The organism is Streptomyces sp. NPDC006365 (genome assembly GCF_042870755.1).
Taxonomy (GTDB): Bacteria; Actinomycetota; Actinomycetes; order Streptomycetales; family Streptomycetaceae; genus Streptomyces; species Streptomyces xiangluensis.
The window spans coordinates 280,965-307,487 of the sequence record NZ_JBIAHS010000007.1 but is presented as its reverse complement, the minus strand read 5'-3'; the positions used below and the strand labels follow the sequence as shown (position 1 = coordinate 307,487).

Annotated in this window: 18 protein-coding genes; 7 read left to right on the top strand and 11 right to left on the bottom strand. The window is 71.6% G+C overall.

Features of this window, described 5'->3' with window-relative positions:
- Nucleotides 1-16 precede the first annotated feature (16 nt).
- Complete coding sequence (locus tag ACFYO0_RS21650) at nt 17-1,201, bottom strand: MarP family serine protease (RefSeq protein WP_388678249.1); 1,185 nt, start codon at nt 1,199-1,201, stop codon at nt 17-19.
- Between the two features lie 189 nt (nt 1,202-1,390).
- On the opposite strand from ACFYO0_RS21650, the gene ACFYO0_RS21645 reads away from it, so the two are divergent.
- Together ACFYO0_RS21645 and ACFYO0_RS21640 are read left to right on the top strand one after the other, a co-directional pair.
- The gene (locus ACFYO0_RS21645) at nt 1,391-2,173 is read left to right on the top strand and encodes a peptidoglycan recognition protein (protein WP_388678247.1); all 783 of its coding nucleotides are present in this window, start codon (nt 1,391-1,393) and stop codon (nt 2,171-2,173) included.
- Between the two features lie 85 nt (nt 2,174-2,258).
- Nucleotides 2,259-2,492, top strand: coding sequence for a hypothetical protein (locus tag ACFYO0_RS21640; RefSeq protein WP_388678244.1), 234 nt, complete (start codon nt 2,259-2,261; stop codon nt 2,490-2,492).
- A gap of 3 nt (nt 2,493-2,495) precedes the next feature.
- On the opposite strand, the gene ACFYO0_RS21635 is transcribed toward ACFYO0_RS21640, so the two are convergent.
- On the bottom strand, nt 2,496-3,014 hold the full coding sequence (locus ACFYO0_RS21635; protein WP_344396269.1) for a DUF4240 domain-containing protein: 519 nt from the start codon (nt 3,012-3,014) through the stop codon (nt 2,496-2,498).
- A 158-nt stretch (nt 3,015-3,172) separates the two neighbouring features.
- Here ACFYO0_RS21635 and ACFYO0_RS21630 point away from each other — a divergent pair, with 158 nt between their 5' ends.
- Nucleotides 3,173-4,120 (top strand): SDR family oxidoreductase, encoded by a 948-nt coding sequence (locus tag ACFYO0_RS21630; protein WP_388678242.1) that lies wholly within the window; start codon nt 3,173-3,175, stop codon nt 4,118-4,120.
- On the opposite strand, the gene ACFYO0_RS21625 is transcribed toward ACFYO0_RS21630, so the two are convergent.
- From ACFYO0_RS21625 to ACFYO0_RS21585, 9 genes are all read right to left on the bottom strand, one after another.
- Nucleotides 4,104-5,096 (bottom strand): helix-turn-helix transcriptional regulator, encoded by a 993-nt coding sequence (locus ACFYO0_RS21625; RefSeq protein WP_388678239.1) that lies wholly within the window; start codon nt 5,094-5,096, stop codon nt 4,104-4,106. The two genes, ACFYO0_RS21630 and ACFYO0_RS21625, sit on opposite strands and share 17 nt — an antisense overlap.
- A 226-nt stretch (nt 5,097-5,322) precedes the next feature.
- Nucleotides 5,323-8,064: a pyruvate dehydrogenase (acetyl-transferring), homodimeric type gene (gene aceE, locus ACFYO0_RS21620; protein ID WP_388678237.1), complete on the bottom strand. Its 2,742-nt coding sequence runs from the start codon at nt 8,062-8,064 to the stop codon at nt 5,323-5,325.
- 366 nt (nt 8,065-8,430) lie between these two features.
- Nucleotides 8,431-8,952, bottom strand: a complete 522-nt coding sequence (locus ACFYO0_RS21615; protein WP_388678235.1) for a hypothetical protein — start codon at nt 8,950-8,952, stop codon at nt 8,431-8,433.
- Between the two features lie 129 nt (nt 8,953-9,081).
- Nucleotides 9,082-9,213 carry a hypothetical protein gene (locus ACFYO0_RS21610; RefSeq protein ID WP_388678233.1) on the bottom strand — a complete coding sequence of 44 codons (132 nt, stop codon included), beginning with the start codon at nt 9,211-9,213 and terminating at the stop codon, nt 9,082-9,084.
- 113 nt (nt 9,214-9,326) lie between these two features.
- Nucleotides 9,327-13,997 carry an HAD-IC family P-type ATPase gene (locus ACFYO0_RS21605; protein ID WP_388678231.1) on the bottom strand — a complete coding sequence of 1,557 codons (4,671 nt, stop codon included), beginning with the start codon at nt 13,995-13,997 and terminating at the stop codon, nt 9,327-9,329.
- 292 nt (nt 13,998-14,289) lie between these two features.
- Complete coding sequence (locus ACFYO0_RS21600) at nt 14,290-14,934, bottom strand: GntR family transcriptional regulator (RefSeq protein ID WP_388678228.1); 645 nt, start codon at nt 14,932-14,934, stop codon at nt 14,290-14,292.
- A gap of 296 nt (nt 14,935-15,230) precedes the next feature.
- The gene (sucB, locus tag ACFYO0_RS21595) at nt 15,231-17,042 is read right to left on the bottom strand and encodes a 2-oxoglutarate dehydrogenase, E2 component, dihydrolipoamide succinyltransferase (RefSeq protein ID WP_388678226.1); all 1,812 of its coding nucleotides are present in this window, start codon (nt 17,040-17,042) and stop codon (nt 15,231-15,233) included.
- Between the two features lie 56 nt (nt 17,043-17,098).
- On the bottom strand, nt 17,099-18,487 hold the full coding sequence (lpdA, locus tag ACFYO0_RS21590) for a dihydrolipoyl dehydrogenase (RefSeq protein WP_388678223.1): 1,389 nt from the start codon (nt 18,485-18,487) through the stop codon (nt 17,099-17,101).
- 298 nt (nt 18,488-18,785) lie between these two features.
- Nucleotides 18,786-20,342, bottom strand: coding sequence for a leucyl aminopeptidase (locus ACFYO0_RS21585; protein ID WP_388678221.1), 1,557 nt, complete (start codon nt 20,340-20,342; stop codon nt 18,786-18,788).
- Between the two features lie 386 nt (nt 20,343-20,728).
- On the opposite strand from ACFYO0_RS21585, the gene ACFYO0_RS21580 reads away from it, so the two are divergent.
- The 4 genes from ACFYO0_RS21580 (at nt 20,729) to ACFYO0_RS21565 (ending at nt 26,522) form a co-directional block, all read left to right on the top strand.
- On the top strand, nt 20,729-22,726 hold the full coding sequence (locus ACFYO0_RS21580; RefSeq protein WP_388678585.1) for a hypothetical protein: 1,998 nt from the start codon (nt 20,729-20,731) through the stop codon (nt 22,724-22,726).
- 108 nt (nt 22,727-22,834) lie between these two features.
- A complete protein-coding gene (gene pelF / locus ACFYO0_RS21575; protein WP_388678219.1) occupies nt 22,835-24,355 on the top strand; it encodes a GT4 family glycosyltransferase PelF in 1,521 nt (506 codons plus the stop codon).
- Nucleotides 24,352-25,878 carry a hypothetical protein gene (locus ACFYO0_RS21570; protein WP_388678216.1) on the top strand — a complete coding sequence of 509 codons (1,527 nt, stop codon included), beginning with the start codon at nt 24,352-24,354 and terminating at the stop codon, nt 25,876-25,878. Before pelF ends, ACFYO0_RS21570 begins: the two co-directional genes overlap by 4 nt.
- Complete coding sequence (locus ACFYO0_RS21565; protein ID WP_388678213.1) at nt 25,875-26,522, top strand: spherulation-specific family 4 protein; 648 nt, start codon at nt 25,875-25,877, stop codon at nt 26,520-26,522. The genes ACFYO0_RS21570 and ACFYO0_RS21565 overlap by 4 nt, the downstream gene beginning before the upstream one ends.
- Nucleotide 26,523: the final 1 nt, after the last annotated feature.

The window sequence follows — 26,523 nt, the reverse complement described above, 5'->3', positions numbered from 1 at the left end:
CCGGCCCCTTCAGCGCTCAGGACGTGACCAGGTCGCCCGTGTCCACCGGCGTCGACGACCTCGCCGCCCGCTGCGCGTCGTCGGCGACCTCGTCGGCGGTCAGGACGTAACCCGTCTCGTCGTCGCTCGTGGACCGGGCGAACACGACCCCGTACACCTTGCCGTCCGTGGTCAGCAGGGGGCCGCCGGAGTTGCCGGGCAGGACCGTGGAGCGGATGGAGTAGATCTCGCGGGTGACGATGTCGGAGCCGTAGATGTTCTGGCCCCTGGCCTGGATCTTGTTCGCGACGGTGGCCGCCTGGAGGTCCAGGCCGCCGTCCTGCGGGTAGCCCGCGACCACGGCCGCGTCGCCGCGGGTCGCGCTGTTGTCGAAGGGCAGTACGGGGGCCTCGAGGCCCGGTACGTGGAGGACGGCGACGTCCTTGTCGGGGTCGAAGAGGACGACCCTCGCCTCGTACGCCCGCCCCGTGCCGCCCACGCGTACGGTCGGCTCGTCGATGCCCGCCACCACGTGGGCGTTGGTCATCACGTGCTCGGACGCGTACACGAAGCCGCTGCCCTCGCGGCCCTGGCCGCCCGCGACACCCTCGACCTTCACCGAGGAACGCGTCGCCGCCCGGTTGGCCGCCGCGGTGACGCTGTCCCCGGAGGGCTTGGCGACGCTCGTCGCCGGCTCGCTCTCGAACGGGTTGAAGACCTGCGGGAAGCCCGCCTCCGTGAGCGCCGAGGTGGCGCGGGAGAACCACGCCGGGGTCGTCTCCGGCATGACGTCCTGGACCGTGCCGAGCAGCGAGGAGCCGCGGATGGCCTGGCTGAGGACGGGGGAGGCGGAGGCGGCGAGCACGCTCGCGGCGACCCATGACACCACCAGGACGGCCACGGTGTTGGCCGCGGCTCCGCCGACTCCGTCGGCGATACGCAGGGGACCCTGGTCCAGCTCGCGGCGCAGCCGCAGAGCGAGGCGCCCGGCCAGCTCGTGCCCGACCACGGCCGGCAGGAGCACGGTGAACACCGCCGTGAGCGTCGCCGTCGTGGTCCCCGCCGTCACCAGGTCCATCATCCATGGCAGCACCCATACGCCGATGACCGCGCCGCCCACGAAGCCGGCCAGCGACACGCAGCCCGCCACGAGCCCGCGACGGTAGCCGGACGCCGCATAAACGAGGATCACCAGCAACAGCAGGATGTCGAGCAGGTCCACGGAGCACCCTTTCTCTTGGGCCCCTCAGTACGTGCGCCGCAGGCCCAGTGATCAGGCACGCGAGCGGGGAGCCCCTGTTTCGGCCACGCGCGCGTGGAACCTAAGAAACGTGCTGAGCACGGGTGTTGGTTCCACCAGGTGGCACAGCACACATCGCGGACGGCACGGGTGTCCCGGAGAGTGGGCCTCATGCGTGTCTTCCGTGCACCGCTGTCGCGACTGCCGCGTGCGGTGCGGGTGGCCCTGGTCTGTCTGCCCGGCCTCGCGGCCGTCACCGCGCTGGTCCTCTTGGCCATGGGCGCCGACCGGCCGCCGACGGGTGCCGGACGGCCCACCACGGCGCGGACCCCCGCGGGACACCGCGCTGAACGTCCCGCCATCGTGCACAGGGAGCGCTGGCTCGGCGACGCCGCGTACACGCGCCCGCCCGCCCGGTACGCCGACCGCGTCCTGGCCGTGTTCGTGCACCACACCGACTCGCCGAACGACTACGACTGCGCCGACGTGCCCCGCATCATCCGGGACATGTACGTCGGTCAGGCCGGAGGCCGGGAGTGGGACGACATCGGCTACAACTTCCTCGTCGACCGCTGCGGCACCGTCTACGAGGGCCGGGCGGGAGGAATCGAGCGGCCCGTCGTCGGGGCGCACACGCAGGGCTTCAACGTCGGTACGACGGGGATCGCCGCGATCGGCACCTTCACCGCCGGAGTGCCGGTCCCACAGGCCATGACCGACGCCATCGCGGCAGTCGCCGCCTGGAAGCTGGGCCTCAGCGACATCGACCCGCGCTCCCCGGTGCGGCTGGTCTCCACGAACAGCATGAGCAAGTACCGGGCAGGCGCCCCCGGGACCTTCGTGGCCGTCGCGGGCCACGCCGACGGCTACTACACCGCCTGTCCGGGCGCGGCCCTGACGGCCCGTCTCCCCGCGATCCGGGAACGGGCGGCCCACCTCCAGGGCAGGCGTTAGTCACAGCTACGCCACAGCCGGCTCACCGATCACCCAGAGCCGCGCCTTCTAGCGTCGAGGCACGCACTGACCGGAGGTGGGGATCATGAACAGTCACCAGAACGACAGGCATCAGCTGCCCCGGCGGACGTCCCCGTGGGCACGGGCCGTACGGAGCCCATGGACCGTGGCCTGCGTGGTGGCCGCTGTCGTGGTGGGCCCCTCCGCCGCCACCGCGTCCGCACTCGACCGGGCCAACGCGGCGCCTCCGCACAGCGCGCCGAGGACCGGCTCGTACGCCCCGGACGCTTCCCGGCACGTACCCGTCCAGAGCCGGTAGCGCTCAGTCCGCGAATCGCTCCCACAGCCGTGGGAAACGTTCCGCCAGCACCTTCTGGTTCTCGAAGTCGATCGGCGTGCCCGTCGGCTCCGGGGGTGCCGCCGGGATGCCGAGGTCCGGGGCGACGGCGCCGGTGAGCTGTTCGTACGCCTCGTCCGCCGCGTAGCCGAGCTCCTCCCCGTCCCCGTCGACCTCGTCGTCGAAGTCGGGCAGGAGCTCGGCGAGCTGGTCGGGATCGTGCACGGCATGCTCGTACACCTCGCGCCCCTGGCCGATCAGCCAGCAGCGGAAGAAGTCGAAGGCGTCGTCGCTGGCGCCGTCGAGGAGGATCCAGGCGGCGCCCCAAAGGTCCCAGGTGTAGGCGCGGTTGTAGCGGGCCTCGAAGTGACGGGCGAAGTCCAGCACCGAGTCCGGGTCCAGCCCCAGAAGCCGTTCGACGAGCAGGTCGGCCTGTTCCTCGGGGTCGCCCTCGGCGGCCTCGCGGGTTGTGTCCACCAGCTCCCAGAACTCCGTCTCGTCCATCACGTGCACCAGCATCGGGCCTGTACCCGGCCTGCGCACCCGGGGACGGACAGATCGTTATGCGTGCACATGCCGAAGGAAAGGCCACGGACAGTCCACCGGACAGTCGCCTGGAAAGCCGGACAGCAGATGTCGCCTTTCGGCGGGATGCTCGGCGTATGGAGAACGCACAGGCACTCAAGGGAAAGATCGCCCTGGTCGCGGGCGCGACGCGCGGCGCCGGGCGGGCCATGGCCGTGGAGCTGGGACGCGCCGGAGCCACCGTGTACGTCACGGGACGCACGACCCGTGACCACGTCAGCGAGATCGGCCGGTCCACCGAGACCATCGAGGAGACCGCCGAACTGGTCGACGCGGCGGCCGGAACCGAAGGCCGGGGCATCGCCGTGCCGACCGACCACCTGGAGCCGGATCAGGTACGGGCCCTCGTCGCCCGCATCGACCGGGAACAGGGCCGTCTCGACCTCCTCGTCAACGACCTCTGGGGCGGCGACGCCCTCCTCGACATGGGGTCGCGTGAGCAGCCGAAACTGTGGGAGATGGATCTCGACAAGGGACTGCGGGTCATGCGCCTCGGTATCGAGTCGCACATCGTCACCAGCCACTGCGCCCTGCCGCTCCTGGTCCGCAACCCCGGCGGTCTGCTCGTCGAAGTCACCGACGGCACCGAGGAGTACAACCGCGCCACCTACCGCAAGCCGTTCTTCTACGACCTCGCAAAGACGACCCCGATCCGCATGGCGTACGGCCTCGGCGAGGAGCTGAAGGAGTTCGGCTGTACGGCTGTCTGTCTCACGCCGGGCTGGCTGCGCTCCGAGGCGATGCTCGACAGCGCCTTCCACGTCACCGAGGAGAACTGGCGGGACGCCTGCGAGCAGGCTCCGCACTTTGCGATCTCCGAGTCGCCCACGTACATCGGACGGGCGCTGGCCGCGCTCGCCGCCGATCCCGATGTGGCGCGCTGGAACGGGCAGTCGCTCTCCAGCGGCGGCCTGGCCCGGGAGTACGGCTTCACGGACGCCGACGGGTCCGCGCCCGACGCCTGGCGCTATATCGCCGAGGTCGATCAGACGAGTGCGTCCGCGGACGTCACGGGCTATCGGTGACCCGCGCGTCGTAGTACGCCGCCGTCCGGGCCGCCGCCTGTGCGAAGCGCTGCCGCAGCCCGGACGGCTGAAGGACCTCCACCTCCGGTCCGAGGGCGAGGAGTTGGGTGTACGCCACGTCGTGCGACTCGACGGGCAGGGTGAGCGTCACCCGGCCCTCGCCGTCGGGCGGCTCTGCCTGGGCCAGCGCCTCCTGTGCGGAGAGCGGATCGACGGCGTACTGCAGCTGCCGCCTGCCCGCCTCCGACAACCGGATCACCACCGTCGCCCGCAGGATCGACCGCGCGAACTGCACCGCGCGCTCCGCCCAGAAGCCGGGCAGATCGAATGCCTCATCGCGTACGAAGCGCTCGTCGCCGCTCTCGACCGCCGTGAACCGGTCGATGCGGTAGACGCGGAAGGAGCCCGGGTTCGGAACGTGGGCGCACACATACCAGACGCCCGCCTTCAGCACGAGCCCGTACGGCTCCAACTCCCGCTCCACCTCGGCCTCTTGCCGCCGATAACGGGCAGTGATCCGGCGGTCGTCCCACACCGCCTCCGCGACGGCGGGCAACAGCTCGGGCGTCTTGGGCTCGGTGAACCAGCCGGGCGCGTCCAGGTGAAACCTCTGCGCCGCGCTGTGCGGGGCGTCGCGCAGGGAGGGCAGCAACGCCGCCGACACCTTCAGCCGCGCGGCCGAGGCAGCATCCTCGAGCCCCATCTCGCGCAACGCCCCCGGCACCCCACTCAGAAACAACGCCTCGGCCTCACCCCGCGCGAGCCCGGTGAGCCGCGTCCGGTACCCACCGATGAGCCGATACCCACCGGCCCGGCCCCGGTCCGCGTACACCGGCACACCGGCCTCCGACAGCGCCTGCGCGTCCCGAGTGATGGTCCGCTCGGAGACCTCCAGCTCGCGGGCGAGTTCGGCGGCGGTCATGGAGGGGCGGGACTGGAGGAGCAGCACCATCTTGATGAGGCGGGCAGCGCGCATGGCTTCATGATGCCGGGCGCTCTGCGGGAAGGGCGGTCGGAATCTGCGCACTGTCGGTGGCTGAGCGCGCAGTTCCCCGCGCGAACCCCTCTTAGGGGCGCGGGGAACTGCGCGACAAGCAACGACGGACCCGCAGATTACGAACCGGCCGTTGCTGCGGGGCGCGGGGCGGAGCCCCTGGAGATGGCACGGGTAGGGGCGGCGGGGGCGACCCCCTCCTGGCCCCTTACAACCTGTACCGCTCCCGCGCCTCCTTCACGTCGGAAGCCTTGATCTCCCCCCGGCGGGCGAGCTGGGCCAAGGCGGCGACCACGATCGACTCGGCGTCGACCCCGAAGTGGCGGCGAGCCGCCTCGCGGGTGTCTGACAGACCGAAGCCGTCCGCGCCGAGTGAGGAGTAATCCTGTTCCACCCACTGCGCGATCTGGTCCGGAACCTGGCGCATGTAGTCCGAGACCGCGAGGACCGGACCCTCGGCGCCATGAAGCACCTGACGGACGTATGGCACCCGCTCCTCGCCCCGCAGCAGCGCCGCGTCCGCCTCCAGGGCGTCCCGGCGCAGCTCCGTCCAGGACGTCGCGGACCAGACATCCGCCGCCACGCCCCATTCCTCCGCGAGCAGCTTCTGTGCCTGAAGCGTCCAGTGGATCGCCGTGCCGGAGCCCAGCAGCTGGATGCGCGGGGCGATGGGGGTCCCCCCGGGCTCGAGCGAAGCCGAGAGTTTGGGGGAGGCGGGCGAAAGGCCCGCGGACTCGGCCGTGTTGAAGCGGTAGAGGCCCTTGATGATGCCCTCGTCCACGCCGGGGGCGGCGGGCTTCGCGGGCTGGGGCAGGGGCTCGTTGTAGACGGTGAGGTAGTAGAAGACGTTCGGGTCCTCACCCGGAGCCGCCTCGCCGTACATCCGGCGGAGGCCGTCCCGCACGATCGCCGCCACCTCGTACGCGAACGCCGGGTCGTACGTCAGCGCCGCCGGGTTCGTCGCCGCGATCACCGGTGAGTGTCCGTCCGCGTGCTGCAGGCCCTCGCCCGTCAGCGTCGTACGGCCGGCCGTGGCGCCGATGAGGAAGCCGCGGCCGAGCTGGTCGCCGAGCTGCCACATCTGGTCGGCCGTGCGCTGCCAGCCGAACATCGAGTAGAAGATGTAGAAGGGGATCATCGTCTCGCCGTGCGTCGCGTACGACGTGGACGCGGCGATGAAGTCCGCCATCGAACCGGCCTCGGTGATCCCCTCGTTGAGGATCTGGCCGTCCTTGGCCTCCTTGTAGTACATCAACTGGTCGCGGTCGACCGGCTCGTACGTCTGCCCCTTCGGCGAGTAGATGCCGAGGGAGGGGAAGAGGCTCTCCATGCCGAAGGTGCGCGCCTCGTCCGGCACGATCGGTACCCAGCGCCTGCCCGTCTGCTTGTCCCGGACCAGGTCCTTGACCAGGCGTACGAAGGCCATCGTCGTCGCCACGTTCTGCGTGCCGGAGCCCTTGTCGAACGACGTGAACGCCTTCTCGGCGGGCGCGGGCAGCGGCGCGAGCGCATGCGTACGACGGGCCGGCGCCGGACCGCCGAGAGCCGCGCGGCGTTCCTGGAGGTAGCGGACCTCGGGGGAGTCGGTGCCGGGGTGGCCGTACGGGACGACCCCGTCCACGAACTGCGCGTCCGAGATGGGCAGTTCGAGCAGATCACGCATCTGCTTGAACTCGTCCGTCGTCAGCTTCTTCATCTGGTGGTTGGCGTTCTTGGACGCGAAGCCCTGGCCGAGCGTGTAGCCCTTCACCGTCTGAGCGAGGATCACTGTCGGCGCGCCCTCGTGCTCGACCGCCGCCTTGTACGCGGCGTACACCTTGCGCGCCTCATGACCACCGCGGGACAGGTGGAAGCACTCCAGGATCTTGTCGTCGCTGAGCAGCTTCGCCATCTCGGCGAGCGCGGGGTCGGCGCCGAAGAAGTCCTGGCGGATGTAGGCGGCGTCGCGGGTCTGGTACGTCTGCACCTGCGCGTCGGGTACCTGGCGCAGGCGGCGTACGAGCGCGCCCGTGGTGTCGAGCTGGAACAGCTCGTCCCAGGCGCTGCCCCACAGGGACTTGATGACGTTCCAGCCCGCGCCGCGGAACTGCGCCTCCAGCTCCTGCACGATCTTGAAGTTCGCGCGGACCGGGCCGTCGAGGCGCTGCAGGTTGCAGTTGATGACGAAGGTCAGGTTGTCGAGACCCTCGCGGGAGGCGAGCGCGAGTGCCGCGGTCGACTCGGGCTCGTCCATCTCGCCGTCGCCGAGGAACGCCCATACGTGGGACTGCGAGACGTCCTTGATGCCGCGGCTGGTGAGGTAGCGGTTGAAGCGTGCCTGGTAGATGGCGGAGAGCGGGCCGAGGCCCATCGAGACCGTCGGGAACTCCCACAGCCAGGGGAGGCGGCGCGGGTGCGGGTAGGAGGGGAGGCCGTTGCCGCCCGCCTCCTGGCGGAAGTTGTCGAGGTGCGTCTCGTTCAGGCGGCCGTCGAGGAAGGCACGGGCGTAGATGCCGGGGGAGGCGTGGCCCTGGATGTAGAGCTGGTCGCCCGAGCCGTCGCCCTCCTTGCCCCTGAAGAAGTGGTTGAAGCCCGTCTCGTAGAGCCAGGCCGCGGAGGCGAAGGTGGCGATGTGGCCGCCGACGCCGTGTTTCGAACCCCGGGTCACCATCGCGGCCGCGTTCCAGCGGTTCCACGCGGTGATACGGGCCTCCATCGCCTCGTCGCCGTCCACGGTCGGCTCTGCGGCGGTGGGGATGGTGTTGACGTAGTCGGTCTCGAGGAGCTTGGGCAGCGCGAGACCGCCCGCCTCCGCGCGCTCCAGCGTGCGGCGCATCAGATATGCGGCGCGGTGCGGCCCGGCCGCCTTGGTGACGGCGTCCAGAGAGGCCCGCCACTCGGCGGTCTCCTCGGGGTCGCGGTCCGGGAGCTGGTCGAGCTCGCTCGGCTGGATAGCGGTGGGGTCGGTCATTGCGCCGCCTTCCGGATACGGAGGGGCACGTGAAGGGGGTTCCTTCGACGGTCTCCCTCAGCGGTAAGGGGTTGGGATGTGCCCTTTGTCTTTGGCAGGACAGGGCGGCGGGCTGTGTGTGGCAGCCCGTCGGCGACTGTAACTCCCTGATCGATGATCGATCAAAGGGTTGCAGCCCTAAATCTGCCGATGTCGAGAAATTGGCATGCGGTGCCGCCGGTTGAGGCACCGGGTGCCGCGTTTTCCCTGCTCAGCTGAGCGCGAGCCGGGAAAGGCTCGGTTGGAAGGGCGGTTGGAGGCTGCGGGTCCGTTGTGGCTGGTCTGCGCAGTTCCCCGCGTCCTCAAGGGGTGCGGGGAACGTCAGCGTCATCCGGTCGCCGTCTGCCTCTCGGCCTCCGGCTGATCTGCGGCGGAGGAAGTCTGCCTGCGCTCCTCGCGTTCGGCGCGTTCGCGCTCGATGCGTTCGTGTTCCTCGCGTTGGTGTGCGGACTGCTCCCGGGTGACCACTTCAGTGGCGGCGCCGACCGCCACCGCCACTGGCCAGCCGATGGCCCCGGCCGCGGTCATGCCGCCGAGGATGCCGTAGAAGGCCAGCTTGCGGGGTGAGGGGAGCAGTGAAGTGGCCGCGGAAGTCGCGGTGGTGGCCACGGACGTGGCCGCGGAAGTGACCGTACGGACATTGGGGAGCCGGATCTTGGAGAAGGCGTCGCCCGGAGTCACGTACGGAATGGGGACGTTGGCGTGCGCGGTGTGCAGGTGCACCACCTTGCCGCCGGTCTGCTTCTCCTGGTCCTGCGCCTCCTGGGCGCGGGTCTCCTCGCCCTGTGCCTGGGTCGGTTCCTCCTGGGACGGTTCCTGGGGCTCTGGCTTGACGTGTGGGGGAATCATCTCCGCACTCCCATGCTGGAAAGCGTGAGTCGCTGTCCCCGGACCGCCTTCCATGCATACGGGCCGATAAACCCATCAAACGGACAAACATGCCCGGGGTTGCCGGGAGGTTCGGAGTCCGCGCGGCGGTCAGGCAGTGGCGGCCACCGGACGCCCGCCGGCGGCGAACGACTTCCAGAGCTGCATGATCAGGCGTACCAGAACGGCCTCGATCAGGGCGATCGCCACCTGGGTCAGGATCGTGCTGAGGATGTGCGGCACGGCGAGCCGCCTTTCATGTGGACGTGCGGGGTTACGGCTCCTTTGTCCGCCCCGACGTCATCGGGCGGGCTGCCCCAAGGTGACCTGCGCGTGAACATCCCCTTGCGGTCAGGTCAGGCCCGGCCGCCCGCTGGCCGCCCCATCCGCGTGACGGCACCGGCCGCACCCTGCACTACGGCCGGCACCAGTACCGAGCCCACCGCCGACGCCACCGCGATCGTCCAGCCCACGGGACCCAGAGGTCGGCTGCCGAAGAAGTGGCTGAGCCCCGGCACGCTCACCACCACGCCCAGCACCACCAAGGACCCCACCACGGCCGCGGCGACCACCGGATCGCGGCCCGCGTCCTGCAGCGTCTGGAGCAACTGGGATCCCACCAGGGCGACCAGGGAAACGGTGTCGGCGTGCGCCCGGGTGCCGGTCGCTCGGGCGGCGATCCAGGCGACGGTGGCCGCCGCGGTGGTGACGACGGCACGCAGCCGGATGTGCTGGATCAGGGCCTTGCCGAGGGAGGCCTCCGGGCCCTCCGCGAGCAGCCGGTCGGTCCGGTCGGCGGGCGGACGGGCGGCGATGGCCATGGCGGGCAGCATGTCGGTGAGCAGGTTGACCAGCAGGAGCTGGCGCGCGTTCAGCGCGCTGCGCCCGGTGAGCAGGGTGGTAGCAAGGGTGAAGGCGATCTCCCCCAGGTTGCCGCCGAGCAGGATGCCCAGCGCCTTGCGCACCGACGCCCACATGGCCCGGCCCTCGACGAAGGCGTCGACGATGGTCTCGATGCGGTCGTCGGTGACCACCACGTCGGCGGCGGCGCGGGCCGCCGGGGTGGCCCGGGATCCCAGTGCGATGCCGACGTCGGCGATCCGGATGGCGGGCGCGTCGTTGGCGCCGTCGCCGGTGACGGCGACGATCCGGCCGGCCGCGCGCAACGCGGTGACGATGCGGACCTTGTGCCCCGGGGTGACCCGGGCGAACACCGTGATCTCCGGCAGTGTCCTGGCGAGCGCCGCGTCGTCCAAGGAGTCCAGCTCCGTCCCGGTCATCAGCCGCGGCTCCTCCTCGGGCCGCAGCTCCCGGGCGATCGCGGCGGCGGTGCTGGGATGATCGCCGGTGAGCATGACGATACGTACCCCTGCCAGGGACAGCCGGTCCACGCTCCCGGCCGCTGTGGACCGCACCGGGTCCGCAAGGCCGAGCAGGCCCAGCAGACTCAGCTCGCCGACGTCCTCGTCATCGAGCTGTGGGGGAGCGGTGCCGGTCCGCTCCGGCGACTCCGGCACCTGCGGCTCCGGCGACGGCGGCTCGGGGGCACCCGTGGGCAGCACCCGTTCGGCGACCGCGAGCACCCGCAGACCGCGCCGGGCCAGCCGGTCGATCTCCGCTTCGAGCTCCTCCCGCACCTGGTCGTCGAAGGGCTCAGGGGTGTCGTCCCGGCGGATGTTCACGCAGCGGGCCAGTACGACCTCGGGCGCGCCCTTGACGACGATCCGGGTCTCGGAGTCGGAGCGTCCCAGCACGGCGTGGTAGCCGCGCCCCGGCTCGAACGGCAGCTCCGCAAGGCCCTCCCAGGAGTCCGTGCCGAGCCCGGCGGCCCGGGCGGGAGGGGCACCGAGCAGTTCGGAGCCGGCCGCGATGGCACGGTCGGTGGGATGGGCGAGCGTCGCGGCCTGCCCCGGTGGGCCCGCCAGTGCGGCCGTGGCGACGATCCGGCGCAGCGGCGGGGTGAGCTGGTCGGGCGGACGCTCCTCCAGGGCGTCGGAGACCTGCTGGAGACTGATCCGGCCCTCGGTGAGCGTGCCCGTCTTGTCGAAGCACAGCACATCGGTACGTCCCAGCGCCTCGATGGTGGAGGCGCTGCGTACGAGGGTGTCGCGGGTGGACAGCCGGCGGGCGGCGGCCAGTTCCGCGACCGTGGCGACGAACGGCAGCCCCTCGGGCACGGCCGCCACGCACAGGCTGACCGCGGAGCCCAAGGCGGCGCCCAGGGGCCGCCTGCGCAGCAGGTCGACGGCGAAGAGGAAGACGCCCGCGGCGACGGACAGCGGCAGGAACCAGCGGCCCAGCGCCTTCAGGCGCCGCTCCACACCGCTCTCCGGCGGCCCGCCCTCGGGGCCCGCCTCCGCGGCGCTGCCCGCCTCGGTGGCAGTACCGATGGCGACGACCACGGCCAGCGCCTCGCCGGCCGCCACCGTCGTCCCCTGATAGAGCATGGACGTACGGTCCGCGACAGCCCGGGCCGCGGTAGGCGCGGCGCTCTTCACGACAGGCAGCGACTCGCCGGTGAGACTGGACTCGTCGACCTCCAGGCCCTGCGCCCGGACCACACGGCAGTCCGCCGGGACCGCGTCCCCGGCCCGCAGCTCGGTCACATCCCCGCGCACCAGGTGCTCACCGGCCGCTTCCACCGCCTCGGTCCGGCCGGGCCGGCGTACCTTCACCCGCGCCGAGGTGGCCTCGACCAGCCGTTCCGCCGCCTGGTCGGCCTGCTGCCGCTGCACCCCGCCGACCAGTGCGTCGACGCCGAGTACGCCGCCGATGAGCCCGGCGTCCACCACGGAGCCGAGCGCGGCCGAGATGCCGCCGCCGATCGCCAGGATGGGCGTGAGCGGATTGGCCAGCTCCTCGACGACCCTGCCGAACAGGGTGACGGCACCGTCATGCCGGTCACGGCCCGCGAACTGCCTGCGCCGCGCGGCCTCGGCCTCGTCCAGGCCACGGGACGAGGTGCCGAGCCGGGTCATCACCTGACGTACCGCCATGGCATGCCAGGGCGTACGCTCGGCCGCCGCCGGCGGCGGACGCCCGTGCAGCCGCCAGCCCGCCCAGAAGCCCGTCGCGATCCCGGCGATGGTCACCGCTTCGGTCACCAGGCGGGCCCGCGCCCAGGCCCGCGGCCGGGGCACCAGCAGCGCGAGGCCCGAACCCGTCACAGCGCCGGCGGCCTCAAGCCGGGTGCAGAGCCGGCTGATCCGCCGGGCCTCCGGAAGGGCCGTCAGCAGCAGATGGACGACATCGGGCGGGGCGGCCACATCGGCGTCCCACGGCACGTGCCGCCCACCGGTGATCACCCCGATGCCCAGGTCCGCGCGGACGAGGGCACGCCGGGTCCGTGCCGAGACCACGGCGACACCATGGCCCTGCGACTGGAGGGAGCGGACCAGGGAGGCCGTACGCCGGTGCCCCGTGCGCGCGGCCTCACGCAGCCCGAACCGGCGGTGCAGCCCCGGCGGGCCGCCCACCAGCCGCACCCGGCCGCACTCCCGCGCCGCGCGCACCAAATGGTGGGCAAGCGGGTGCAGTTGGGGCGCCAGGGCGGCCACGGCCACCGGCCTGCCCTCCCGTAGGACGAGCATGACCCGCGCGCCCTCCTCGGCCCACTGCCGGGCGAGCGCGGCAGGCTCCGCGGGTAGGTCGGCGGCCGGGGCGGCGTCCACGCCGGTGAACGGCCGCAGCTCCCAGTCCCCCTGCCGCTGTGGCGGCAGGGGACCGGCACCGGGCGGCCGGGCGCGCCTCGGAGGACCGTCCGGCTCCATCAACTCGTGGATCCGCGCATGCAGTTCGTCGTCGTCCGGACTGTCCGGCTCCTGCTCGACAGTGCCCTCCGGGCCGCCGTTCAGGGGCGCCACCCCCTCGACCGTCCAGCCGCCGGTGGCCAGCACCCGGGCGTCGAGGACCACCGTGTCGATCCGGTCCAGGCGGCGCAGCGTTTCCGGCCGCAGCGCGAGTGCCCCGCGGTCGGAGACCGCGCGGGCCACCGAGGATGCGAACGCCTCCCGGCCGAACCGCGGGCCCCGCGGAGTCCCCGCGATCAGCAGCGCCAGGCCCCGGTCATGGCTGAGTGTGCCGGTCGCCGTCAGCCCGTACGCGGCCAGGGACACCGGAGCCGCCACGTTCGCGTACCGGTCGCCGGGCCCCGGCGGCAGCTTGGCCGGCCGCTCGTAACCTGGCAGCGCGTCGTGCCGGTACGTCCCCTCGTGGACGGCCAGCCTGCTCGCCCAGTCCGCCCACGACCTGCGCCGGGCCTGCACTTCCACGTACCGGGCGGTGGCCATTGTGGTGGCCACCGCGGCGCCGAGCGGCCGGAACGTCAGCATCGTCAGCAGCAGGTTCGTCATGGCGAAACCGCGCTCCGTGGCCTTCTCGCCGATCCGGCGGGCGAGGCCGTCGCGCAGCGGCGGCGCGGACTCCACGAGCTGGAACGCCGACATCACCACCGGCGGCAGGCCCTGCAGCCGGAGCCTGTCGCCCACACTCGCCACACCCACCGCCACCAGGCCCGCGCCGAGCCGGACGGCCGCCCCGACCGCGGCGCCCGGATCACCCGGGAAGCCGGCCTGGCTCCGCGCCCGCCTGGCCTCCCCCGCCCGCCGGGCATCCGTACTCTTCGCCTCCTGGGCGGCGTCCGCCGTGGCGACGAGTCCGGTGACACGCTCCAGGTCGGTTTCCGGCCCGCAGCCGACGTATACGCAGCCCAGCGTGCCGTTCACCTCGGCACGGCTCACCCCCGGCACCCTCCGCAGCGTGGCCTCCACCTCGCGTGCCGCGGCTGCCGTGCCGGGCCGCCCCAGGCGCCGGACCTCGATCTGCACGCCTCCGGGGGTCGGCCAGAGCCGGGGCGTCGACGTCATGGACCGCAGCAGCACCGTCGGTACGGTGGTCAGCCGCCCCGCGCCGGAGCGGACCGTGGAGGACGCCGCGGAGTACATCGCCGCGGGCAGTACGGCCGCGACCTGGACGGACTTGAAGAGCACGGACTTGGCGAGCGCGGAGGAGAGCGCTGGCAGCATCATGCGGATTCCACCATCGGCCGGCTACGGGCGTGGGCGGCGCCCCGGAGGACGATACGACTCGTACCAGTATGTGCACGCATGGGCGCCTTGCGCCCTGCGCGGGCCCGCTGGATGGACCGGCAGGGAGGAGGGCGTTCGGCGGACTGAGCAGCCTCGGTGAAGTCCGGTGCAGTATCGCGCCCTGGGGAGACCGCAGGCCTCTTGGGGGCGCGGGGCTCTCAGGGACGCGGGGCCGTATCAACATGCGGCTCCGCCGCGGGGCGCGACCGGCCACGACGGCGCCGCAGCCGAATCACTGCACTTCCAGCGAAGCGTCAGCGCGCGGAGCGCAGCCCAGCACGTGCTCCTTCACCAGACGGCCGATGTCCGGGTCCCGGAGCTTGAATGCCTGGACCAGCGCCTCGTGCTCCTCCGCGTACGACTGCTGCCGGGTGCCGAGCCAGCGGATGGACAGGGCCGTGAACACCTCGATGCCCAGCCCTTCCCAGGTGTGCAGCAGCACGCTGTTCCCGGCCGCCCGCACCATCTCCCGGTGGAAGGCCACGGTGTGCCGCACCTGGGCCTCACCGTCGGCCGCGCGGTCCGCCTCGTACAGCGCCGCGACCTCGGGCTCCAGTGCCGAGGTGTCCTCGGCCAGCCGCTGCGCCGCCAGCTCGGCGGCTATCTGCTCCAGACCGGCCCGTACCGGATAGATCTCCTCCAAGTCGGCCGCCGTCAGGCTCCGGACCCGCACGCCCTTGTTCGGCGCCGACTCGATCAGCCGCAGCGCCTCCAGTTCCCGCAGGGCCTCCCGTACGGGCGTCTGGCTGACCTCCAGCTCCACGGCGATCCGCCGCTCCACGATCCGCTCGCCCGGCTTCCAGCGCCCGCTCACGATGCCGTCCACGATGTGCTCGCGGATCTGTTCGCGCAGCGAGTGGACGACGGGCGCGGTCATGAGGGCTCCTTCTGAGGGGGCGCTGAATCCAATGCTGCGGCCCGAAGGGCCTCGTTGAGGGGCGGTGGTCGGGCGGCGGGCGGGATCCGAGGGCGTTGACGTCTAGACAATAAGGCCGAGTTCCCGTCCGAGAGGGGCGCTAGGGGGTGCTTCAGCGCAGGTGAGACAAGCCTTACATGGTGCCAGGGGGTCGCCCGATGTAAAGAGCCGTGCGGATGACCGTACGGATACCCCGTGCAGATACGACGACGCCCCCGTCCTCCGAAGAGGACGAGGGCGCGTACGTACGAACGGAGTTACAGCCCGAGCTCGACCTCGAACTCGCCCGCCTCCAGGATCGCCTTGACCGCCGTCAGGTAGCGGGCGGCGTCGGCGCCGTCCACCAGGCGGTGGTCGTAGGAGAGCGTCAGGTACGTCATGTCGCGTACGCCGATGACGGTGCCCTCGTCGGTCTCGATGACCGCCGGACGCTTGACCGTGGCACCGATGCCCAGGATCGCGACCTGACCCGGCGGCACGATGATCGTGTCGAACAGCGCGCCGCGCGAACCGGTGTTGCTGATGGTGAAGGTCGCGCCGGACAGCTCGTCCGGAGTGATCTTGTTGGCCCGGACCTTGCCCGCCAGGTCGGCGGTGGCCTTGGCGATACCGGCGAGGTTCAGGTTCCCGGCGCCCTTGATGACCGGGGTCATCAGGCCCTTCTCGGAGTCCACCGCGATACCGACGTTCTCGGTGTCGAAGTAGGTGATCGTGCCCTCTTCGACGTTGATCCGGGCGTTGACGGCCGGGTGGGCCTTCAGCGCCTGGGCCGCGGCCTTCACGAAGAACGGCATCGGGGAGAGCTTGACGCCCTCGCGGGCCGCGAACGCGTCCTTGGCCCGGCCGCGCAGCTTCATCAGCCGCGTGACGTCGACCTCGACGACCGAGGACAGCTGGGCCTGCTCGTGCAGGGCCTTGACCATGTTGTCGCCGATGACCTTGCGGATCCGCGGCATCTTGATGGTCTGGCCACGCAGCGGGGAGGCCTCGAGAACCGGGGCCTTCTTCGCGGCGGTGGCGGCAGGGCCCCCGGCAGTCGCAGCGGCGGGAGTCGGAGCGGCGGCTGCGGCCTTCGCGGCCTCGGCGGCGGCGATGACGTCCTGCTTGCGGATACGGCCGCCGACGCCGGTGCCCTTGACGGTGGCCAGGTCGACGCCGTTCTCGGCGGCAAGCTTGCGCACCAGCGGGGTCACGTACGCGCCCTCGTCGGTCGGCTGCGCGGCGGCGGGTGCCGCCGGAGCCGGAGTGACAGGAGCGGGCGCGGCCGGCGCGGGGGCCGGAGCGGCGGGCTGAACCGGAGCGGCCGGGGCAGCGGGTGCCGCGGGGGCGGCCGGAGCAGCCGGAGCCGGAGGCGCAGCCGGGGCAGCGGGCTGGGCCGGAGCGGCGGGCGCCGCGGCCGGGGCGGGCTGCGCCGGAGCCGGAGCGGCGGCCGGAGCCGCGCCCGGGGCACCGATGACGGCGAGCTTGGCGCCGACCTCGGCGGTCTCGTCCTCGGCGACGGTGATCTCCAGGAGCACACCGGAGGTGGGCGCCGGGATCTCGGTGTCGACCTTGTCCGTGGAGACCTCGAGCAGCGGCTCGTCGGCCTCGACGCTCTCGCCGACCTCCTTGAGCCAGCGCGTCACGGTGCCCTCGGTGACGGACTCGCCCAGCGCCGGGAGGACCACATCGGTGCCCTCGGCGGTGCCGCCACCGGTGGCGGCCTGAGCGGTCGGGGCCGGAGCCGGAGCGGCGGCCTCGGTGGAAGGCGCGGCCTGCGGGGCCGGCTCGGGGGCGGGCGGTGCGGCGACCTCCTCGACAGCCGGGGCCGGGGCAGCAGCGGGGGCGCCCGTGCCGTCGTCGATGACGGCCAGCTCGGCGCCGACCTCCACCGTCTCGTCCTCGGCGACCTTGATGGACGCCAGTACGCCGGCGGCGGGCGAGGGGATCTCGGTGTCGACCTTGTCGGTCGACACCTCGAGCAGCGGCTCGTCGGCCTCGACGCGCTCGCCCTCGGCCTTCAGCCAGCGGGTGACAGTGCCCTCGGTGACGCTCTCGCCGAGCGCCGGAAGGGTTACGGAAACCGCCATGGTTTCTGTTGCTCCTTACGAATTGCGGAAGTCTGTGTCGTCGCGCCCGAGGGCTGTCAGTCGTGCGAGTGCAGCGGCTTGCCGGCGAGGGCCAGGTGGGCCTCGCCGAGGGCCTCGTTCTGCGTCGGGTGAGCATGGATGAGCTGCGCGACCTCGGCGGGCAGCGCCTCCCAGTTGTAGACCAGCTGGGCCTCGCCGACCTGCTCTCCCATGCGGTCGCCGACCATGTGGACGCCGACGACGGCACCGTCCTTGACCTGGACGAGCTTGATCTCGCCCGCGGTCTTGAGGATCTTGCTCTTGCCGTTGCCCGCGAGGTTGTACTTGAGAGCGACGACCTTGTCCGCGCCGTAGACCTCCTTGGCCTTGGCCTCGGTGATACCGACGGAGGCGACCTCCGGGTGGCAGTACGTCACCCGCGGCACACCGTCGTAGTCGATGGGCACGGTCTTCAGACCGGCGAGACGCTCCGCCACCAGGATGCCCTCGGCGAAGCCGACGTGCGCGAGCTGGAGCGTGGGAACCAGGTCACCGACGGCCGAGATGGTCGGCACGTTCGTGCGCATGTACTCGTCGACCAGGACGTAGCCGCGGTCCATCGCGACGCCCTGCTCCTCGTAGCCCAGGCCCTGCGAGACCGGGCCGCGGCCGATGGCGACCAGCAGCACCTCGGCGTCGAAGGTCTTGCCGTCGGCGAGGGTCACACGGACGCCGTCCTGCGTGTACTCGGCCTTCTCGAAGAAGGTGCCGAGGTTGAACTTGATGCCGCGCTTGCGGAAGGCGCGCTCAAGAAGCTTGGAGCTGTTCTCGTCCTCGACCGGCACGAGGTGCTTGAGGCCCTCGATGACCGTGACGTCCGTACCGAAGGACTTCCAGGCGGAGGCGAACTCGACGCCGATGACGCCGCCGCCGAGGATGATCGCGGACTGCGGGACGCGGTCCAGCGTCAGCGCGTGGTCCGAGGAGATGATGCGGTTGCCGTCGATCTCCAGGCCCGGCAGCGACTTCGGCACGGAGCCGGTCGCGAGGAGGATGTGGCGGCCCTGGACGCGCCGGCCGTTCACGTCGACGGAGGTGGGGGAGGACAGCCGGCCCTCGCCCTCGATGTACGTCACCTTGCGTGAGGCCACCAGGCCCTGCAGGCCCTTGTAGAGGCCGCTGATCACGTCGTCCTTGTACTTGTGGACGGCCGCGATGTCGATGCCCTCGAAGGTGGCCTTGACGCCGAACTGGTCGGCCTCGCGCGCCTGGTCGGCGATCTCGCCGGCGTGCAGCAAAGCCTTCGTGGGGATGCAGCCGTTGTGCAGGCAGGTGCCGCCGAGCTTGTTCTTCTCGATCAGGGCGACGTCAAGTCCCAGCTGCGCTCCGCGCAGGGCCGCGGCATAGCCGCCGCTACCGCCGCCGAGGATCACTAGGTCGAAAACGGTGCTGGCGTCGTTCGCCACGTCACGTCCTCCATGCATGTGCGCCGTACGCCGGTCTCCCGACCGGGCGGCGGCTGGTGTCCGGCCGCTCTTTCTTCGGCCCTGTGGTGGGGCCCTGTCCTGCCGAGAACCCATCTTTGCACTTGTCCGCGGGAACGTGGACGCCGGGCCGGTGTGTGAGACGTCATCCTCTTTCGCGACGTGCAGGGCAGCGCCCCTTCAGGGGCGCGGGGCTGTGACATATGCGGCTCCGCCGCGATCAACCACATGCGACCCGCAGTCGCGCAATACCCCGCAGCCCCCGAGTTCACAGGCGCCCTCAGCCGAGGTCCCCCGAAGCCGCGAGCTCGGCAACCCGCACCAACGTGCGCACAGCCGATCCCGTGCCCCCCTTCGGGGTGTAGCCAAAGGGGCCGGACTCGTTGAAGGCCGGGCCCGCAATATCGAGGTGGGCCCAGGTGATGCCCTCGCCGACGAACTCCTTGAGGAACAGCCCGGCGACCAGGCCCCCGCCCATCCGCTCACCCATGTTGGCGATGTCGGCGGTAGGGGAGTCCATCCCCTTCTTCAGATGGTCCGGCAGAGGCATCGGCCACGACGCCTCTCCGGCCTCCTCCGCGGCCTCGACGACCGCGGAGCGAAACGCGTCGTCGTTGGCCATCACACCGAACGTACGGTTGCCCAGTGCGAGCACCATCGCCCCGGTCAGCGTCGCCACATCGATGATCGCGTCCGGCTTGTCCTCGGACGCCTTCCACAGCGCGTCGGCGAGGACGAGCCGCCCCTCGGCGTCGGTGTTCAGCACCTCGACCGTCTTGCCGCTGTACATCCGCAGCACATCCCCGGGCCGGGTGGCCGACCCCGACGGCATGTTCTCGGCCAGCGCCAGCCAGCCGGTCACGTTGACCTCGAGGCCCAGCCGAGCGGCAGCGACGACCGCGGCGAAGACCGCCGCCGCCCCGCTCATGTCGCACTTCATCGTCTCGTTGTGCCCCGCGGGCTTCAGCGAGATACCGCCCGAGTCGTACGTGATGCCCTTGCCGACAAAGGCCAGGTGCTTCTTCGCCTTGGACGAGGTGTACGACAGCTTCACCAGGCGGGGAGCGGACGCGGAGCCGGCACCGACGCCGAGGATGCCGCCGTACCCGCCCTTCTCCAGGGCCTTCTCGTCGAGCACCTGCACCTTGATGCCGTGCTCCTTGGCCGCGGCCTGTGCGACAGCCGCGAAGGCCTCCGGGTTCAGGTCGTTCGGCGGGGTGTTGACGAGGTCGCGGGCGCGGTTGAGCTCCTCGCAGACGGCGGAGGCGCGCTCCACGGCCGCCTTGTACGCCTTGTCGCGGGGCTTCCCGCCGAGCAGCGCGACCTCGGCGAGCGGGGCCTTGCCGTTCTTCGCGCCCTTCTTGGCGTCCTTGCCGTCCTTCTTGCCGTTCTCCTTGTACACGTCGAAGGCGTACGCCCCGAGCAGCGCGCCCTCGGCGATGGCGCCCGCGTCGGCGGCGTCCGTGACCGGCAGCGCGAACGCGGCCTTCTTCGAGCCGGCCAGCGCGCGGGCGGCGGCGCCGGCGGCGCGGCGCAGCGTCTCGGTGCCGAACGAGGCGTCCTTGTCGGGCTGCGCACCGAGACCGACCGCCAGCACGACCGGCGCCTTGAAGCCGGACGGTGTCGGCAGCTTCGTCACCTCGCCCTCGCCACCGGAGGCGCCGAGGGTCTCCAGAACGCCGGCGAGCCCGCCGTCGTACGCCTTGTCCACGGCCTCGGCGCCCGGTGCGACGACCAGGTCCCCGGACTTGGCGGAGCCGCCCTTGGCGACACCGACGACGATCGCGTCGGCGCGCAGGCCGGGCGCTGCGGCGGTGCTGAGAGTGAGAGCAGTCACGGTGGTGAAATCTCGCTTTCATTGAGTTGCTGTGGCCGAGGGGGGTGGCTCGGCCGGGCCCGACGAAGGAGCCTAGGAGACGGCGGATCGGCAGGCTGGACCGGACCGGGGGAGTCCCGGACACGAGCCTACGCTCGGCAGCGGGTTTCGCTCATTCCAGAGGCCGTTCATCCCCCTGTGGCGGGCTGGCCACTTCTCAGCTCTCACATGAGGTGACCTGAGTCACACTCGTCGCATTTGGTGTGAGTGATCCTCTCTCCGCTTTGCATGATTTCCACGGATCCTCCTTCGACTGACCACATGAGGATCCGTCAGGGGAGGAAGTCACCGTGGCGCAGAGCGCGCGCAGTTGGAGAACCGCGGCCGTTGCATTGGCGGCGGCGGGCATGCTGGCGCTGGGCCTCGGAGCACCGGGAGCGTCCGCGGCCGGGGGGCCGCGTATCGATCTCAAGGTGCTGGTCGTCGACAACGGCGACAGCCCCGTCGAGGCCATCACCGAGGAGCTGAAGAGCACCGGCGTCCCGTACACCACCGTCCGTCTCGACGATGCGGACCGCCCGACGATCGACGAGGCGTTCCTGAGCGACACCCCTGACGGTGCTGACGGTGTCCCGCGCGCCAGATACCAAGGCGTCGTCCTGCCCAACGAAGCGCCGTTCGGGGCGGGTTCGGCGGAGCAGGCCGCCCTGGAGTCGTACGAGAAGACCTTCGGCATCCCCCAGGTCGACGCCTACACCTGGGCGCACCCCGGTGTCGGCCTCGACTACACCAGCGAGGGCGGCTGGGCCGGCACGCTCGACGGCCGTGAGGCGTCGGTCACCGGGGCCGGGCAGGCGGGGTATTTCGGCTATCTCGACGGGCCGCTGAAGTTCGAGGACAACTCCGGCTCCGTACAGGAGAGTTATGGGTACGTGGCCCGGCCCCGCGAGGGCTTCACCAGTTACGTCGACATCGCCGTGCCCGGAGGCACGGGCCGCGGCAGCCTGGTCGGCGAGTACGCCCACGACGGTCGCCGCGAACTCGTGGTGACCTTCGCGTACAACGACGACCAGCAGCAGTTCCGGGTCCTGGCCCGTGGAATCGTCGAATGGCTGACTCAGGGCGTACATCTGGGACAGAGCAGGAACTACCTTTCCGTCCACGTCGACGACGTCTTCGCGCCCGACAGCCGCTGGGACACCGAACGCAACTGCACACCCGGCGACTTCGACTGCGTCGGCGGTGACGGTGAGGGGACCACGCCGATCCGGATGACCGCGGACGACGCGGTGTACGCCGCGCAGTGGCAGAAGAGCAGCGACTTCACGCTCGACATGGTCTACAACGCGGGCTCCGGCGAGGAGTGGAAGGCCGAGAACGGCGGCACGGACGCGCTGGCCGACCGACTGCTCGCCGACAAGGACGAGTACCGCTGGATCAACCACACGTACACGCACCCCTTCCTCGGCTGCGTCCAGGACACGAGCACCGTGCCGTGGAGCTGCGCCAAGAACCCCGAGAGTGCCGGCGGCACGACGCGGTACATGAGCCGCGCCGAGATCTCGGCGCAGATCAGTGACAACAACCAGTGGGCCGCCGCTCACGGACTCCCGGTCGACTCCACGGAGTTGGTGACCGGGGAGCACTCGGGTCTGAAGACGCTGCCGCAGCAGCCGGACGACAACCCGAACCTCGCGGGCGCCCTCGCCGACAACGGCGTCGAGTGGATCGCCTCCGACAACTCCCGTGAACCGGACCAGCGTTCGGTGGGCGCCGCGCTGACCGTGCCGCGCCATCCGATGAACGTGTACTACAACGTCGGTACGGCCGCCGAGATGACCGACGAGTACAACTGGGTCTACACGTCCGCGGCCGACGGCGGCAGCGGCGTCTGCGAGAACAACCCCACGTCCACCTGCCTGGAGGACCCGCTCGACCCGGCCACAGGCTTCGAGTCGTACATCGTCCCGCAGGAGGCCCGTATCGCCCTCGGGCACGCCGTGAACAACGACCCGCGCCCGCACTACGTCCACCAGTCCAACCTGGCCGAGGACCGGCTGCTCTACCCGGTTCTGGACAAGGTGCTCGCCGACTACCGTGCGCTGTTCGCCGACAACACCCCGCTGGAGAACCCGCGGCAGAGTGCGATCGGCACCGAGTTCCAGCGACGCGCCGCCTGGCAGCAGGCCGTCGCCGACGGTGACGTCACGGCGTACCGCGTCGGCGACACCGTCACCGTCACTGCCCCGTCCGGGACCGAGATCCCGGTGACCGCGCCGGAGGGCACGCTCGAGCGACTCCCACTCGGGACCACCGAGTTCGGCACTCCGTACGCGGGCGAGCGCTCGGCCTGGACCACGCCGGACGCCTCGCAGACCGCCCTCACCCTGAGACTTCCCGCATAACGACCGCCCGCCCGCCCGACGAGAGCGCAGCGCAACAGCACGAGGCCCGCCCCGGCCAGGACCGGCCGAGGCGCGCAACCGTAGACATGTTCCAGGGGGAACCCCACGATGACCACCGGCCGTCATGTCACCATGCTCACGGAGGGCACGTATCCGCTGGTCCACGGCGGGGTCAGCACCTGGTGCGACCAGCTCGTGAAGGGCATGCCCGAAGTCGAGTTCAACCTCATATCGCTCGTCGGCAGCGGTCGCGAACCCGTGACCTGGGAGCTGCCGTCCAACGTCCACCGGCACATATCCGTGCCCCTGTGGGGCAGGCGCCCCGGCTCCCGGCGCCCACCACGGGGGCGCGCCCGCCGCCGTTTCATCGACACCTACGAACGGTTCCTGCTGTCCTTCCTCGACCCCGAGGCGCACTGCGACTTCGGCGAGGAACTCTACGAACTGGCCCGTCTCGCCCGCGATGGACGGCTGTCGGCGGCCCTGCGCACCGAGGCCGCGCTGCGCTCGCTGATGTGGATCTGGACCATGCCGCATCTGCCGACCGCCGCCGCACGGCCCACCGTGCACGACGCACTGACCGCGACCGACCTGTTGGAGCACGCTCTGCGCCCGCTCGGCGTACGGCTCCCCGAGGGCTCCGTCTCGCACTCCACCGGAAGCGGCCTGGCCACACTTCCCGCCCTGGCCGCACGGGAGTTGGACGGCACACCCTTCCTGCTCACCGAGCATGGCATCTATCTGCGCGAGCGCTATCTCGGCTACCGCAGCGAGGCCCAGCGCTGGCCCGTCAAGGCCCTGATGCTCGGCTTCTACCGCGAGCTCAACACTCTCGGCTACAAGGCAGCCGACCTGATCACCCCGTGCAACCAGTACAACCGCCGCTGGGAGGAGCGCGGCGGCGCCGACCCCGACAGGATCCGTACCGTCTACAACGGCGTCGACCCGCACGCCTTCCCGCACGCCGGACCCGAGCCGGAGCTGCCCACGCTCGCCTGGTGCGGCCGAATCGACCCCATCAAGGACCTGGAGACACTGATCCGCGCGTACGCCATGGTGCGCGCCGAACTCCCCGAGACCAGGCTGCGGCTGTTCGGTCCTGTGCCGCCCGGGGGAGAGGCGTACAAGACACGCCTGGAGAAGCTCGCCGCCGAACTCGGTGTGACGGACGGGCTCAGCTTCGAGGGCCGGCTCAGTGAGGTGTGGCGCGCGTACGCGGCCGGGCATGTGGTGATGCTGTCGTCGATATCGGAAGGCTTCCCCTTCTCGATCATCGAGGCCATGTCGTGCGGGCGGACCACCGTCTCCACCGACGTCGGCGGGGTGAGCGAGGCGGTCGGCGACACCGGGTTCGTGGTGCCGCCCCGTGAGCCCGAGAAGATGGCCGCGGCGGCGCTCACGCTGCTCAAGGACGACGAATGGCGCCTGACACTCGGCCGGTTGGCGCGCCAGCGGGTCATCGACCGGTTCACGCTCCGCCGTTCCGTGGACGCCTTCCGCACCATCTACCAGGAACTCGCCGGCCTGCCCGAGGTGTACGAGCCCACCGTCGAGACCGTCGCCGACTGGACCGTCGAGCTGCGCGACCCCTGGTACCAGGCCGTCGCCACGGACGGGACCGACTGGTGAGCGGGTCGATCCGGATGCCGCCCGGGGCGCGCCCCGACACCCTGCCCGCCGTACCGCGCCGGCGCCGGCCCAGCTGGGCGGGACCCGACGCGGTGGACGAACTCGCCACGCGCCTCGACGAATTCATCGCCGCCGCCGTCCACCCCGACGAGATCGCCGCCCTCCTGGAGTCCGACGGCATGTCGGACGACCAGATACGCGAGAAGTACGGCTGCAAGGACTCCTTCTCGCTCGCCGAGGAACTGTACGCACGCGTCGAGCGCCGACACCCCGAACCGGACGGTCCGGCCCACGACCCTTGGCGCATAGGCCTTTTGGGCTGCCTGCTCCGAGGCGTCGTCTTCGCGCTGCCCGGACTCGGCTACGTCCTCGGGGCGCCCCTCCTCGCGGGCCCCGAGGACGGCCTCGGGCTCCCGGCCGGTACGGCGCCGCTGCTGGCCGGTGCCCTGTGCGGCTGGGCCTGGAACCAGGGCCTGGCTCATCGGGCGTACTCCTGGCTGGGGTTGGGCGACCGCACCGCCTCCCGCCGCTCGCTCCTCCTCGGCGCTCCGGCGGGCGCGCTGCTCGGCTCGCTGGTTGCCCTGGCCGTCGCCTCGGACCACCTCGGCGCGGTCGCCTTCGCGGCAGGGCAGTCCTGCTATCTCGGGGCGGCCACCGTCCTGCTCGTGATGGGCCGCGAACGCGCCCTGCTGGCCGCCCTGTTGCCCATGACGGCGGGCGCCCTCCTGGCACTGGCCCGCCCGGTGCCGGACGCCGCGAGACTGGCCCTGCTCCTCGGCTCCCTGGCCGCGGTGTCGGCGCTCGCAGTGCGTGAAGTCGCCCCAGCCGTACGGGAGTCGGGGGACGGGAAACGGATCAGCCGGGCGGCGGCGTTCGCGGCGCTGCTGCCTCTCCGGGGCGGCACCTCGGACAGAAAGGGCACAAGTGCCGCGCCCTGGCTCGGCGCCTCGCTGCCGTACGCCTTCTTCGGGGTGGGCAGTGGCGTCCTCGTCGTGTACGTGGCGCTCGGCGACGTGATGGCCGAGGGCGCCGGTTCGGACGCCGCGATCGCCGCACCGGCCGCCGTGGCGCTCACGCTGAGCATGGGGCCCGCGGAGTGGCTGCTGTACCGGTTCCGCAGCTCAAGCCTCGCCGGGCTGCGCTCCAGCCGTACGTCCCGCGCGTTCTGGCGGACCACCGCGGTGACCCTCGTGAAGGGCCTCAGCGGCTATCTCGTGGCGCTGTTCCTGCTCAGCCTCGCCACCGCCGCGCTGTGGCCCGACGCGCCCGGCCTGGGCGGCGTACGGCTCACCGCCCTGATGCTCCTCGGCGTCGTCCTGTGGACGGGCCTGCTGCTCCAGTCGTTCGGCGCGGTCCTGAGCGCCGCCGTGGTCTGCTGCGCCGCGGGGATCGCCCAGAGCGTGGCGCTGCTCGTGGACGGAGCGGACCCGCACCTGATCGGCCTCGTCGTGTACGCCACGGCCGCCGGGGTGCTGGCGGGCCTGGTGTGCTGGCTGCTGGGCAGAGCGACGGCCCACCGGTGAGCCGCTTGCTGGTCCCCTACTACGAGCACCCGTCCGTCCGCCCCGCCGAATGGGAGGCGATCGTCGCCGCCGCGCCCCGCCTCTACGGGGTCGTACTGAACCCGGCCAGCGGCCCCGGCGAGCACCCCGATCCTGCCTTCGCCGAGATCGCGGAGCGACTGCGCACGGCGGACGTCCGGGTCCTCGGATACGTCGACACCGCCTACGGCCGAAGACCGGGCGCCGAGGTCGTCGCCGACCTGACCCGACACCGCGACTGGTACGGCACGGACGGCGCTTTCCTCGACCAAGTAGCCACCGGGCTGGGCGATTTCGGTTACTACCAGCGGCTCGCCACAGCCGCCTGGGGCGCCGGCTACGACACCCTGGCCTTCAACCACGGGGCGCCACCACACCCCGCATACGGCAGGCTCGCCGACGTCCTCGTCACCTTCGAGGGCCCTTGGGAGACGTACCGCACCCTGCGCCCGGACCCGTGGCCGGGTGGCACTCGGACCCGCCTGTGCCACCTTGTGTACGGGGTGCCGCCGGGTGCCCGGGTCGGGGAACTGGCGCACGCGCGGGGGGCGATGGTGCACTGCGCGGTGCCGGGGACGGGGACGCATCCGTGGGGCACGCTGCCGCGGACGCTGAAACTGCGGTGAG

Excerpts from the sequence above, each read along its gene's own strand:
- ACFYO0_RS21645 (WP_388678247.1), top strand. The coding sequence starts at position 1,391 with ATGCGTGTCTTCCGTGCACCGCTGTCGCGACTGCCGCGTGCGGTGCGG.
- ACFYO0_RS21640 (WP_388678244.1), top strand. The coding sequence starts at position 2,259 with ATGAACAGTCACCAGAACGACAGGCATCAGCTGCCCCGGCGGACGTCC.
- ACFYO0_RS21635 (WP_344396269.1), bottom strand. The coding sequence starts at position 3,014 with ATGGACGAGACGGAGTTCTGGGAGCTGGTGGACACAACCCGCGAGGCC.
- ACFYO0_RS21630 (WP_388678242.1), top strand. The coding sequence starts at position 3,173 with ATGGAGAACGCACAGGCACTCAAGGGAAAGATCGCCCTGGTCGCGGGC.
- ACFYO0_RS21625 (WP_388678239.1), bottom strand. The coding sequence starts at position 5,096 with ATGCGCGCTGCCCGCCTCATCAAGATGGTGCTGCTCCTCCAGTCCCGC.
- aceE (WP_388678237.1), bottom strand. The coding sequence starts at position 8,064 with ATGACCGACCCCACCGCTATCCAGCCGAGCGAGCTCGACCAGCTCCCG.
- ACFYO0_RS21615 (WP_388678235.1), bottom strand. The coding sequence starts at position 8,952 with ATGATTCCCCCACACGTCAAGCCAGAGCCCCAGGAACCGTCCCAGGAG.
- ACFYO0_RS21605 (WP_388678231.1), bottom strand. The coding sequence starts at position 13,997 with ATGATGCTGCCAGCGCTCTCCTCCGCGCTCGCCAAGTCCGTGCTCTTC.
- ACFYO0_RS21600 (WP_388678228.1), bottom strand. The coding sequence starts at position 14,934 with ATGACCGCGCCCGTCGTCCACTCGCTGCGCGAACAGATCCGCGAGCAC.
- sucB (WP_388678226.1), bottom strand. The coding sequence starts at position 17,042 with ATGGCGGTTTCCGTAACCCTTCCGGCGCTCGGCGAGAGCGTCACCGAG.
- ACFYO0_RS21580 (WP_388678585.1), top strand. The coding sequence starts at position 20,729 with ATGCTGGCGCTGGGCCTCGGAGCACCGGGAGCGTCCGCGGCCGGGGGG.
- pelF (WP_388678219.1), top strand. The coding sequence starts at position 22,835 with ATGACCACCGGCCGTCATGTCACCATGCTCACGGAGGGCACGTATCCG.